Origin of the sequence: Mesorhizobium sp. LjRoot246 (assembly GCF_964254115.1) — a bacterium.
In the GTDB taxonomy this organism is placed as follows: Bacteria; Pseudomonadota; Alphaproteobacteria; order Rhizobiales; family Rhizobiaceae; genus Mesorhizobium.
Genome location: NZ_CAXUSN020000002.1, coordinates 74,247 through 88,104 on the forward strand (window position 1 = coordinate 74,247; position 13,858 = coordinate 88,104).

4 protein-coding genes are annotated in these 13,858 nt (G+C 60.2%); all 4 read left to right on the forward strand.

Annotated elements, in window-relative coordinates; genetic code table 11:
- The first annotated feature begins 105 nt into the window (after window positions 1-105).
- The 4 genes from ACSQ3L_RS31135 to drmD all read left to right on the forward strand — a co-directional run bounded on the left by ACSQ3L_RS31135 (window position 106) and on the right by drmD (window position 13,855).
- Window positions 106-7,626, forward strand: a complete 7,521-nt coding sequence (locus ACSQ3L_RS31135) for a sacsin N-terminal ATP-binding-like domain-containing protein (protein WP_436163638.1) — start codon at window positions 106-108, stop codon at window positions 7,624-7,626.
- The gene (locus tag ACSQ3L_RS31140; protein WP_436163639.1) at window positions 7,623-10,301 is read left to right on the forward strand and encodes a DEAD/DEAH box helicase; all 2,679 of its coding nucleotides are present in this window, start codon (window positions 7,623-7,625) and stop codon (window positions 10,299-10,301) included. Before ACSQ3L_RS31135 ends, ACSQ3L_RS31140 begins: the two co-directional genes overlap by 4 nt.
- A gap of 129 nt (window positions 10,302-10,430) precedes the next feature.
- On the forward strand, window positions 10,431-10,625 hold the full coding sequence (locus ACSQ3L_RS31145) for a type II toxin-antitoxin system prevent-host-death family antitoxin (RefSeq protein WP_436163640.1): 195 nt from the start codon (window positions 10,431-10,433) through the stop codon (window positions 10,623-10,625).
- Window positions 10,622-13,855 carry a DISARM system SNF2-like helicase DrmD gene (gene drmD, locus ACSQ3L_RS31150; protein ID WP_436163641.1) on the forward strand — a complete coding sequence of 1,078 codons (3,234 nt, stop codon included), beginning with the start codon at window positions 10,622-10,624 and terminating at the stop codon, window positions 13,853-13,855. The genes ACSQ3L_RS31145 and drmD overlap by 4 nt, the downstream gene beginning before the upstream one ends.
- Window positions 13,856-13,858: the final 3 nt, after the last annotated feature.

A 13,858-nucleotide genomic window follows, 5' to 3' on the forward strand; every position in this document is an offset into this window, starting at 1 on the left:
GGGGAAGAAAGGAAGGCGAGAACGCACCACACGCCCGTTGGCCGGCAGGCCGCTTGGAGGCCCACTCCATTCTTTGGAGCGTTCCAGCACCCGCGAAGATGCTCCATGCCTGATCTTCACACTCCCCCGGTCTCGATCCTCGATCAGATCAAGAACAACCTGCGAGATCGGTACGACACCGGTTATCCGATCCTCAAGGAATTGCTACAAAATGCAGACGATGCGGAAGCCGGAAAGTTCAGGCTCGATGGGTTGCCGGGCTGGTCGACCGCGACCAATCCGCTTCTTCGCGGGCCGGGACTCTTGGTAGTCAATGACGGTTTCTTTCGCGAGGAAGACAAGAGAGGTATTCTGTCATTCGGCGCAAGCGGCAAGGCTGCTGACAGTGCGACGATCGGCAAGTTTGGCTTTGGCCAGAAAGCGGTGTTTCATCTCTGCGATGCGTTCGTTGTCTACGCCCGAACGGAAAACGATGAAACATTCAGCACGATCGTAAATCCGTTCCTGAATGTCGACGTAAGTGGCAATATCAGCCGGCAGTGGGAGCCGCCCGACGGTGGTCTCGATCCCGCCGACCTGGAATTGCTCAGGCGCGAGGTTTCCTCAGATTTTCCGCATCGCCACCTTCTTCTGTGGCTGCCGTTGCGTCGAAAAGACATCCAACCTGCTCCAGGAGTTGGCTTCTCTACCAATATTCCGTTGATAGAGGGGACGATCGGGGGGCTCAACAGACCCGGCGATCTGCGCATTCTGCTGACCGCGCTTCGCCATCTGAAGTTCATCGAGATTCGGGAATGCGGCGAGCTTCGCTGCGCGCTCGAACTCGATGATACTCAAGGCCGCTTTCTCGGACCGAACCGCTCAAGCGATGGTGTTCGCTCCTTCGGAGGTGCAATCCGGTCCGCAATAGACAACTCAACCGCGCCCTTCGTCGGGCGTGAGGCAATGATCCCGGATAGCCGTCTCGCAAGCTTGAAGCGCACGCAGCACTGGCCGCAAACGATCAGCGTTCTCAGTCCAGAGCCCGTGTCAGAGAAGGGAGAACCGCACGGAGCGACAACGCTGCTCCGCGCTTCGCCTGGCGCTACTGACCGGGCCGAGGTCGCGCAGCTGCGTGTTTCCTGGGCAGTGTTCCTGCCGATCTCGGACGCCTCCGACTTCGTCATCCCGGTCGATGGGAGCGCGCTCGGCCGGTTCCATCTACTGCTCCACGGTTACTTCTTCCTTGATAGCGGCCGTCGGCGGATCGAGGGCCTAGATGCGCCTGCTGAGCATGACGAACCTGCCGACGCTTCGGCGTTGCGCCGTGCATGGAATGCCGAGCTTCGCGACACCGTCGTGCTGCCGCTTCTGCCGACTCTGTTAAGAGACGCGCTCGATTCTGCGATGGTGACATCAGCGGAGCTCGCGGAGCTCGTGTCGGCGCTCGCACGACACGAGTGGTTTAGAAGTAACCAGGAAGCTATTTGCCGGGAACATGCGTTGGCGCGCGTACTCGAAGCGCCGGGCAGTATCGTTTGGCGTGTTGTTTCATCGGGCGACGTTCTGCGCCCACTGCCGGCCTCCGTGGCGGACGCCCCTCGACGGCTCGAAGAACTGTTCCGCGCTATTGGTACGTGGGCCGGGTCGAGTGGTGTGCGCCTTGTCGTCGATGACAGCACCGCGCTGAGCGCGCGGTCGATGCGCTGGACTAGTGAGGACCTGGACGCAGTATTTTCCGGGTTGTCTTCTCGCGCATTTCAATCACGCGATCTCGCAAGGCTTCTCGTCGATTTCCTTAACACGGCGGTGCTTGGCAATGCCGAGCGTTCGGCCATCAGGCCGCACCTTGTCGCGGCTCTGCGCAAGGCGATGACCGAAACTCAGCCGCTTGCTTCATCCGAACTCGTCAAATTGGCTCTTGGCCATGTTCCGCACGGTGTTCTGTTCCCGCTCCCGGCATCCGTCGAGAACCGCCAAGTCCTGCGAGTGCTGGCCACCGCCCCTGCCAATATCCTGCCAGTTCGCAGCGAATGGCTCGACGAAAGCCAACGCCGTCCACGGCTTTCCAACCCTGACCTCAAGACGCTGCTAGCCTCACTTGAACCGCTGATCGGCGGTGACCATGCAGACCAGGCGGCGACTGCCGCGTTAGCGCTGCTCGCTCAGGGTGAACGGAACATCTCCGAACTGGCGCGCGATCCCGAATTCGCGCCCATCAAGGTTCTTCGGGCGCGGGATGTCCGTCTCCGCAGCCCTATTGTGCTGTCACTCCAAACGCTCGTCGAGCGGTCCCAGGCGGGACTTCTGTTCGCAAACTCGCCTCAAGCTAACTCGTGGCTGCCGCTGCTGGTGGACGCATTGCGGGACGTGTCCCCGCTTATCGTGGAAGGCAGCACAGTGCAGCTTCTGCGTGATATGGACGGGGCAACGCCCGTGCTCCAGTCAGCCGGCAAAGATTCCGCTTCCGCGCTGATCAACAAAGCCATGAGCTTTGGATCGGAGAGCGCCCGCCAACGGCTAATCACGGAGCTCGGAACGGACACTAAGGACGATCCGGCACCGGCGCGGCGTCTCTGCGCTGGCTTCCCTGAAGCGGGATACTCAGCCGCGAAGCTTTGGACACTCGATACGAACCACCAACGGATCGAACGAATCGCCACCGCTTTCATCGAAAGGAGCCAAAACGAGTTTCTCGTTCCAGCCAGCATTGCCGATGGACTTGCTCGAACACAACGAAACCATTTGCGGATAGCGGTACTGGACACCGCCAACTTAGAAACGCTGTTCGACAAGAACATCGCCGCCATCGAACAGGTCGCGCCCACCCTCTCAGAACGAGAAGCGATTCTTGAGACTGATCTGACTAATGATCTGCTGATCCGTTTACCCGTCCACGAACGACAGGATGGAACACTTGGGGACGGAAGGGGCGTCTTTCGCGCGATCGACGAATGGCCTGTTCCTGGAACGCTGCAGGCTGTCGTCTCCATAGTCCAGCCGTGCCGTAGCCGGAAGGCACGTGAACGGCAGGAGCAGCTCATTGAGGTTTGGTCGCCGCAAAGGCAGATCCAGGTGGCATTGGCTCAGGCGAAGCCCCATCGCTTTCGCGGTGAGGTACTTGATGCCCTGGCAAAGCTGACATCTCAGCCCGAGGAGCGTTTGCTTGAAACGCTTCGCGCCAAGCCGTGGCTTCTTGCGGACGAACAGCCTGTGGGGCCGCAGGATGTGCTCGCCCTTCCGCCAACGGTAGACGAAGCCGCGCGAGCGCTCCTTCTGAAGAGGGGAGAGGCACCTCCATTCCTACCTGTTGCGAAGTTGGCCATCGATGTGCGCGGGCATCAGGGGTTCGATCATCTTCAGAAATGGGTTCTGCCGGATAGGCGCTCCTCCTTCAACGCGCTGGCATTGATGATCGAGGATGCAAGGATCATCGGACGCCTCGGAGCGGCGAACGGCTATCCGGTCGACGATTTCTCGACGTTAGCCAGCGACGGCGGAGACCTCGGATTGCCGGGCTGGCCCTTACTGGCGGCGGTCCTATCCTCATCTGGAGATAGTCGCGACGACGTCACAAAGATCGTCGCGGCCTTCGCTGACCTTGACGCATCCAACGCAAAGCTGGCGGGAACTCATCTCGACAGCTTGGCGACGGCGGCGGAAAAAGGGCAAAAAGGCGATGCCGCACGCAGAGCTTTTCGTCACGGGTTTAGTGTTGTCGCATGGTGGCCGGAAGATGCGCGCCGCCAGGTATTTGGTGGAACGCGTGTTCTCACCGAGGCCGGGAGTTGGCGCAGTGCCCGGGAGGTCGTCCAGGACGGTGATGGCCTCGACCCAAGGCACATATTGGCGCGGGACTATACGTCCATACTCGGAAGACGTGAGCTGCAGCACGCGGGGGTTCCCGACGCTGAAGATGCCTCCGTCGACCTGTTTGCGGCCAATCTTTGCCAAGGAGAGATAAGAGACGTCGATCTGGTCGCGTTGGAAGCCCAGTCTGCTGATCAGCAGCGCTCGTTCCTCGATGCATGGAAGGGGTGCGTGCCCTCCGACCTGGTGATCGTCTATCTCGGGCTCATTGGTCGCAGCGAGCCCTTCAGGCGCCTCGCGAACGAGTGGGCAACCGACGCGACAGCCAAGTTCGATACACTTTGGGCCGACCTCGATAACCACTTCCCCAGAGAAATCCTGTACCCGAATACGCTGGCGGCTGAGGTCGACCAACGCCGTTTCCTCGTCGAGCCAGTCGCGGGCGATCGAGTACAAGCCATCGCAATGTCGGGTGATCCGTTTGACGCGCCGTTGGGCGGTCCCGACAAAGGAATCCTCATCGGGAACCTGCACAGGACGCACGAAGGAATCCGCGTTGCCGGCGGCAAGGTGCGGTCATTGATCACGCTGCCAGTCAGGCAGGTCGATCCGAGTGAATACAGCCAGAGGGAAGCCAGCGGGATCTTCCGCCGGTTCGTCGAGACGATCGCGGTGGACTGCCTATGGCTCGGTATGGAACGCCAACGTACGGCGTTGCAGGGGATATTGGACAAGGCGGTCAAAGTCGATCAATCGACGATCGAGGAAACCGAACGCCTGCTTCAAGACCGATTGCCCACAATTCTCGCCGAACTGAAGCTTCCCACCGAATATCGCTCACAGAAGGCGCTGCGCGAATATCAGGCTGAGGAAAGCCGCCTCCATCATCTTTCCGCACCAGCGCAGAAGATGGAAGAACTGAAGGCAGAACTTTGGCGAAAGATATGCGATGGCGCACTGGCCGCCGAACTTCTGTCAGCTGTTCGCGGCAAGATCGGGGATTTTGGATATTCGGCCAGCCGGGTTCTCTTCGAACTTTTCCAGAACGCCGACGACGCGTACCGGCAGTACGATGGAGCTGCGACGGACGCCTGTTTTCGTGTCGAGCTGCCGGACGACCCAGGCGGATTTCGCGTCGTCCATTGGGGTCGTCCTATCAACCACATGGGACGTGACGCGGAAGAGGGACGCCGTCTCGGTCACGACCGTGACCTGCTGAATATGCTCCTGATGAACTTCTCCGAGAAGCGGCCCGGAGACGATTTGACCGGAAAGTTTGGCCTGGGTTTCAAGAGCGTCCATGTGTTGTCGGAGAGCGTTGGCATAGCGAGCGGCTGGAATCGAGTGCGGACGGTTGGCGGCTTCCTACCGGCACCTTGGCCGGAAGGCGCGGAAATAGGAGAGAGCCGAAAGAGGTCCGATGGCCGAAAGGCAACGGTAATCGACGTCCCGTTCTCGACGGAGACGGCAGATAAAGGCGCCGAGGCGGTCGCAGCGTTTAGAGCAGCCATGACTTGGTTGCCCGCCTTCGCGCGCACCATCCGACGTGTCGAGATCGAGGGTAGCGCTCCAGTGAGCATCGATTGCGGCTTCTCTCCGCTCCTCAACGAGAGCGCGATCGACATCGTTTCCATTTCTGGCTCGAACAGGGAGCGAGCCCTGCGCTTCGATCTCTCCGGCGGATACGGCCTTCTGCTCCGCATCGACGCCGCGGGTCCCCGCGCATTCCCCGACGACCTCAGGCGCCTCTGGAACCTCGCACCGCTTGAGGAAGAGGTGCGTTCCGGCTGGCTGCTCAATGGTCCTTTCGCGGTCGACCCCGGGCGCACAGGGCTGGCCGGCTCGATTAACGACCGGCAGGAAAAATTTCGAACGCTAGGGCAGACGCTCGGAGACCGCCTCCTGAAATTGCACGATCTGGCGGACGCCGACTGGTGTCGGTTCGCGGAGGGTCTGGACCTTGATACTTCTCGGACAACGGCTTGGGACATCTTCTGGTCCCATCTGTTTGACGTCCTCGTGCCGGATTTCGACGGCAACTTGGGCGGATACTTGCATGCGGATGGTCGCGGATACGGGAACCTCGCCGGGCAGCGCCAAGTCATACCGACACACTTGCCAGCCCCATTCGCTTCATTGGTGCGGGCAGCTGAAGCGGAACATTACACCGATGGAGCGTTGTCAGACTCCGTCACTCTCAGCAAGGTGCGGGATTGGCCTACCTTGACCGATCTTCAAAACCGCATCATCGCGTCCGACGTTGCCGGACAACTGAGAAAGCTCGGCTTCGGGAGCGCCCGTCCGCTTCGCTTTTCGACCCTTCTTCGTCGTCAGATCGGTGAAGAAAAGCGTGTCAATCCTGAGCTGGCCCAAACCCTTAGCCGTGCCGTTACCCCTCAATCGATTCGGGAAACGCCTCTCGACGGCGAACTCCATGAGATTCTGGACATCGCCAGGCAGGCATTGTTCCTAGCGCAAGACGGAACATGGCGGATAGCGCAGCTTCCCTTTCCTGATGCGGCGGGCGACGACGAAGAGCGCAGGCTATGCGCTTTCGCGCCTGCGAAGCATCTACTCGACGAGCGTTATACCGGTCCGGCACTTGAGTTTTTTCGGGTTGCCCGCGAACGATCGGGTTTCGGTCCTCAAGCGCGCGATCTCGGATCCTGGGCGGCGGAAATCTCTGCCGAGGACCACGACCGACAAACAGCGGCGCTCCGATACGTCATAGAGGGACGCCAAGGTCGGGAATTAAGTGAGGAGATTCGGCGCAGTCGGCCCAGTTGGCTTCCCTGGCCCACTTCACGACTGCGGGACAGCGAACTGCTATCGCGCTGGACTGAGAAGGAGAAGGACGATCTCCTCTATGCTCTGCAAGGCCGCGGAGCATTCGAACCTGCACAGGTGCTCCCGCCTCCGAAACCTGAGCCTGAGACGGTTCTGCGAGCGATCTATACGTGGTGGGCTTCTGAAGCTGCTGATCTTCGGGCCTCGTATTCGCTCCGGACGTATCCGGACTCCTTCTCACCTTCGCAACTACGGGACGCGAGCGATCGTTCGGTGTGGTTCACCATGTTCGCTCTGGGCTGCTTTCAGTCATTCGGCCGCACGCAGGACGGGCAACACCGCAGCTTCATTGAATCTGGACGCCGCGAAGGTTGGTGGCCAGAGCTCGCCGAATCGCGCCCTCCTGACGACGTACAATCATGGCTTGAACGCCTTGAACGTTGGAGCGCGCCGCAACAATTCGATCAGCGATACCTTCTGTGGAGACGTAGCTTCGTCGAATTGTATGCGGTTGCCCGTTGGCTAGATGAATATAGGGAAATTGCCGTCAAACTGCCTAGAATTATTGAGGACCACGGTGTGATCTCTCTGAATGGCGCGTTGCAGCCCAGCTACTGGGCCCCGGCAATGCGTCTTTGCATCGATGCTGCGCCGATAAATCGTTCACTCGGAATCGGCATGAACTGGATGATCCGTGAGATGTTGCGCTACGGCGTGTACGACTTGCGCGATGAGGGCCTGATGGCGCCGTACTGTTGGGCGGCATCTCAGCGGGTCCGCACATTGTTAAACGAACTTGGCGCAGACCTCGGGGAGCGGGCGGACAAGGAGGCCAGCCGTTCGATATACGAATTCATTGTCAAACACGTCGGCGTGGATCACGCCCGATTTGCCGGCGATTTTGATTTACCTCTCCAACTGATCACCCGAGGGACGCATAAGCCGGCACTGACCCAATGCTTTGCAGCAGCCGACCGCGATCCTCCGACTTTCGAAGAATCAGACGACGACAATGGAGACGAATTCACTTCTGAGATGGGCGGGAAATGACGAACAATAATCAGCAACTGGATCCCGGCACTCCCGTCACCCATCCGCGGCATGGAAACGGTCGCGTAGTGGTGGATATCGGGCCAACGGTTATCGTTCGGTTTGGAGGAGCGGTCCAACAAGTTCTCGCCAATGAAATCATCGAGGTCCCGTCACTTCATTCAGCGCTTCGAAATGGCTCTCTCAGCGACCCTACCGATGCAGTCATTCGAGCGCAGGCACTCGCCATCGGGTCGGTCAACGATCAGTGGGGAGTATTCTCGCGGTCACGCGTGCAGTTGCTGCCTCATCAGTTGTGGGTTTGCCGGAAGGTAAACCAAGAATGGCCCTTCCGATGGCTGGTCGCAGACGACGTGGGGCTTGGCAAGACGATTGAGTGCGGTCTGGTTATGATGCCATTGATCGCCTCGGGGCGAGTGCGTCGGGTCCTGATACTTGCCCCCGCGAAGCTCGTCCCGCAGTGGCAGTTCCGCCTCAAGGATATGTTTGATATCCGACTCCAACGCTACGTGACGGAGGCAGATACACAGCGTGGAGACTTTTGGGCGACTGCCTCAATGGTCGTCGCATCCTTCCACACGCTCAGGGACGATCGTCGCGGCGCTCGCCAAAGACTCCTCGACGCCGACCCATGGGATTTGGTCATTGTCGATGAGGCTCATCACCTAGGCGTGGACGAACGAGCCGGTGAGACCCTAGCTTACAGCCTCGTCTCAGACCTCGAGGAGCGAAGCAAGATCAACTCCCTGCTTTTCTTCACCGGAACCCCGCATCGAGGAAAGGACTACGGATTTTTTGGCCTGATGCATCTTGTGCGGCCCGACCTTTTCGATCCGAATGGCGACAAGATTGAGCAGCTCTCTCAGCTGCCGAAGGTGATGATCCGAAACAACAAGGCGACCGTCACTGACCTTCAGGGCCAGCGGCTTTTCAAGCCAGTCAGCGTTTACAGTCGCGAGTACGGATACAGCACCGAAGAAACACTCTTCTATAGGACGCTTAGCGAGTTCATCCTGGATGGTCGCGCCTATGCCGGAACGCTTGACGGTCGTGCGCAGACCGCTCGAATGCTTGTGCTCGTCACCCTCCAGAAGTTGGCGGCCAGCTCGATTGCGGCTATCCGAAACGCCCTTCGTAAACGTCGGGCAATGCTGGCGGACGCCGTCAGCCGTTCAAATGGCGACGCGTCGATTGCCCTACCTGACGAAGAACAGGTGACGTTCGACGACTTGGCCGAAGCAGAGGAGGCCCTTCCCAGTTCGGCGGCAGTCATGCTGATGGAAGATGAGATACAGCGGCTTGATGAACTGGTCGCGCTCAGTGAGGGGGTCGCCAACGAAACGAAGATCGAGCGCCTGCTTGAGATGATTCGCGAGGATTTTGCCGCGGAAGAACCAGTCCTACTTTTTACGGAGTACAAGGCGACCCAAGCATTGGTCGTGAACGCTCTCCATCGGCAGTTTGGTTTTGGTTCGGCTACGTTCATCAACGGTGACGAGCGGCTTGATGGGCTGGAGCAGGCGTCGGGGGTGACCAAGACGATCAGCCAGCCGCGTGAGCATGCCGCGGACGCATTCAACGCGGGTAAGATGCGCTTTCTTGTGTCGACGGAGGCCGGCGGCGAAGGCATCGACCTTCAAGAACGCTGTGCCGTGCTGGTCCACGTAGATATGCCTTGGAATCCGATGCGCCTTCACCAGCGGGTTGGACGCTTGTCTCGCTATGGCCAGAAGCGTCCGGTTTCCGTCTACATTCTGCGGAATCCCCAAACGGTTGAGGCTCGTATCTGGGATCTTCTGAACGAGAAGCTTGAGCGAATTCAGCTGGCCCTTTCCTCGGTGATGGAGGAGCAGGAGGACATCTCTCAGCTAGTCATCGGGATGGCCGGGAATTCGCTTTTCAACGAACTGTTCTCAGGGGGCCAGGGACTCTCCAACGAGCGCCTAGGGGAATGGTTTGATCAAGCGACAGCAACACTCGGTGGGCGCGACGTCGTCGAGACAGTTCGCGAACTCCTTGGCAACGTTTCGAGGTTCGACTTTCAACAGGTGGGTAAGGACCTGCCGAAGGTTGATCTTCCAGATCTCGAAAAGTTCTTCACTCAAACCGTCGGCCGACACGGGCGCCGGATTTTCAGGCGCGACGAGGGTTTGGAGATTAAGACTCCCGATGACTGGAAAATACGCAGCTATGCGCTCCGAGACAAATACGAAGGGCTCGTCTTCGATCGCAACCTCCGTGGGGCCAATGCGGCATCACGTGTTCTAGGGGTCGGCCATCTCCTCTTCGACATAGCTCTTGAAGAAGCCCGAAACCTTCCATCGAGCGTCGCCTGCGTAGATGGTCTCGTCGCTCCTCTGCTAGTCGTCACGGTTGAGGATGAGGTCACCGGGACAGGAGCGCTCGTCCATCGATTGATCTTTGGCGTAACGGAGAAGGAGGGGAAGGCCGAGGTGCTTCGCGATTGGGAACTCCTTCAGGTGCTCAACACCAATTTGCCCAAGAGCTCTCCTGGTAGCGCAACTGTCGACCTGGAGGCCGCGCCGACGGTTGAACGCCTAAAGAAGGCTTTTGACGCCGATCTTTCGGCGCACGCCCCAACGCTTCATCGGCCAGTCTCTTGGCCTGAAATGCTCTTCATCCCAGGCATACAGACGGAAACAAAATTGACTTGAAATGACCCCCGAATTTCAGGGCGTTCGTCTCTCCACGACTTGCAAGACCGGACCGCTAGGCGAGCGCCTTAACACCCCTTACCAAACTGCCAAATGTAGCTAAAATAGCTCCCAATTGACGGGGGCACCATGCAGCACATATCGGCGCGCGAGGCTAAGAACAGGTTTGGTCGCCTGATTGACGACGCCCGGGCAGCACCGGTTGCGATCGACAAGCACGGTCGCGCTGTCGTGGTTGTGCTGGCGGTCGAGGAATATGAGCGCCTAATCGGAACGAACCGGGAGAGCACAAGAATCGACTCGCCCGTGAAGCGAGAAAAATGAAGCCGGCGGCCGTGGGGGAAACCATCGAACAGGGAAATTTTGTCGAGCTTCGAGGGCGACCGTGGCTCGTGGAAGAGTTGCGGGGCGAAGCGAACGACCTTCAGACCCTAAGCCTATCGTGCATCTCCGACGATGCCCAAGGCGAGCGGCTCGAAATCCTTTGGGACGCTGAGATCGGCGCGGTCGTGCTCGATGAGGATGGCTGGCGAAATGTCGGTGCGGGGCTTCCCGACAGGGCTGAAATATTGGCGGCCCACCTTCGTGCGATAAGATGGCGATCTGCGACAGCCGCTGACCGGGATCTATTGCAGGCGCCATTTCGGGCGGGTATCCGCCTCGATGCCTATCAGCTTCTGCCGCTTCGCAAGGCTTTGCGGCTCCCACGTGTCAATCTGTTGATCGCGGACGACGTCGGCCTCGGTAAGACCGTTGAGGCAGGCCTCGTCGCGCGCGAGTTGCTGCTGCGCCGTCGGATAGATTTCATCGTCATCGCGGCCCCACCCGCGATGACGATCCAGTGGAAGGACGAGCTGGAAGCGAAATTCGGGCTTTCGTTCGAAATTATCGACAGGGAGCGCATCGGCGAGATGCGCCGCCTTCGCGGGTTCTCCGTGAATCCGTGGGCGACCGGCTCGCGGTTCATCGTTTCGCACCGGTTGCTCACCGATGAGGTATATGCGGCGGGCCTGCGCGACGTGCTCGGCGAGTTTCGCGCGCGCGCACTTTTCATCCTGGACGAGGCGCATCACGCCGCTCCGGCAGCCGGCATTCGATACGCAATCTCAAGCCAACTCACGAAAGCGGTTCGTGAACTTGGAGAACGGTTTGAGCACCGCCTGTTCCTGACAGCCACCCCCCACAATGGGCATTCCAACAGCTTCTCGGCTTTGCTTGAGATGCTCGATCCCCAGCGTTTCACGCGCGGGGTCGAGGTTCGGCCCAGAGACCTTGAACCCGTCATGGTTCGGCGGCTCAAGGCCGATCTTCGCCGCCTTGGCGAGGCGTTTCCGGAGCGCATCATCGAGGCGGTTCGCATCGCAGGCTTACCGGAAGACACGCCTGAGCTCGAACTCGCGCGAATGCTTGCAGCCTACGGCGAGATGCGCATGAGGCGCATCGCCAATCTTCCGACCCAAAAGGCGTCGATGGCGAAGCTGGCCTTTGTCGGTCTCCAGCAACGGCTCCTGTCATCTGTTGCCGCATTCGCGCGGACGTTGAAGGTCCACAGGGCGACCTTGCAGCGAATGCTCGACGGCGAAGAGGCCGGCCTGGTCGCGGCCGCGGCGCTTGCGTTCGTCGGCGGTCCGGCGACCGAGGACAGTGCCGAGCTTGGGCTTGAGGACGAGCGAGCTGAGAAGACCATAGATGCGGATGACGATGCCACGGCGGAGGCAGCTTCGGCGCTTGGCGTTGCCGACGCCGCCAAAGGCGACCTGCGCACGGAACTGGCTGCGGTCGACGACATGTTGGCCATCGCAGAGCGACACGCCTCTCGGCCCGACGCCCGCGTGCGCTGGTTGACCGATTGGGTAAAAGTCAACCTTCTCACGGGTCGGAACTGGAATCGTCGGCGTCTGATCATCTTCACGGAATACGAGGACACGCGCCGCTGGCTCGAACGGCGTCTTCGTGAGGCAATGTCGGACACTGACCGTGCGGATGATCGCATTGGTGTCTTCACCGGCGCGACGGGATCGGATCGAAGGGAAGAGGTCAAACGAGCCTTCAATGCCGATCCGGACGTGGAGCCTTTGCGCATCCTCATCTGCACCGATGCGGCCAGGGAGGGCATCAATCTCCAAAGCTACTGCTCCGACCTGATTCATTTTGACTTGCCGTGGAACCCCTCCCGGCTGGAGCAACGCAACGGCCGGATCGATCGCAAGCTCCAGCCGGCGAAGCAGGTCATTTGCCGATACTTTCGTTACGAGCAGCGTGAAGCGGACATTGTGTTGGAGGCGCTGGTCCGGAAAACGGAGACCATTCGCGAACAGCTCGGCTCGGTCGGTCAGGTGATCGAGGACCGCATCGCGAAACGTCTCGCCGAAGGCGGAATCTTGCGCGGTCAGGCGGCGGTGATCGCTCGCGCCATCGCCGAAGAAAGTGACGCCGAACGACTGAACCGCGCGCGTGCCGAAATGGACGACGACGAACGCGCCCGGCACGAACGATTGCTCAAGGAGCAGACCGATCTTCAGCGCGCGCTCGAACGATCGCGTGAGCGTGTCGGTGTCGACCCGGAAGTTCTTCATCGTGTGGCCGCGGTGGCGTTGTCACGCGCGGGCTATGTGCTCGACGATGCCCGTGGGGTTGCGGTCGGCAAGGTGGAAACCTACCGGCTCAATCCCAACGATCCAGCGTTCACGAAGGACGCAGGCTGGGACGATGCCTTCGACGATCTGCGGGTCCGACCGCGAAAGCGCGGCGAGCGCCTCGGCGACTGGCGGCGCGACGCGCCCATTCGGTCGATCGCATTCAGTCCGCCGATCTTGGCCGATGGCCGTGACGCCTCGGACGTGGTGCAGGTGCATCTGGAGCACCGGCTCGTCCGGCGGCTTCTTTCTCGATTCCTCAGCCAGGGCTTCCAATCGAAACTGTCGCGCGTATCGGTCATCTACGGGCCGGGCGCACAGCCGCGCGTCGTGCTGATGGGACGCTTGGCGGTCTTTGGCGCCGGCGCCGCAAGGCTGCACGAAGAAGTCATCCCCATCACCGCGATCTGGACGGAATCAGAACGCGACCGCAAGCCGCTCCGTTCTTTGGGTGAAAGCGGCGAGGAGAAGACCCTCAACCAGCTTGAAGAGGCCCTGCGGGACGCCCGCGAAGCGCCGGGCGCCGCTGTCGCGCGTATCCAGGGTCTGGTCGCCAAGGACATCGCCGACCTCGTCCCGGCCTTGGAAAAGATCGCGGCCGAGCGACTGATGACGGTTACGGCGCAACTCCAAAAGCGGGGCGAAGAGGAAGCGCGCTCGCTGTCCGACCTGCTCGAACTGCAGCGATCGCGTATCGCCAAGGCGGCAAAGGAATTTGACCCCAATCAGCTCGCCCTCGATCTTGTGCCTGAGGAACGGCGCGAGCGAGAGGCCGACCGGCGGCATTGGGAAGGGCGCTTGACCCGCCTTGAGCGGGAATTGCGTGATGAGCCAAAGCGGCTCCGCGACTCCTATGAGGTGCGCGCGCATCGCCTGGAGCCCGTCGGCCTTGTCTATCTCTGGCCGGTATCGGGGTAAGCG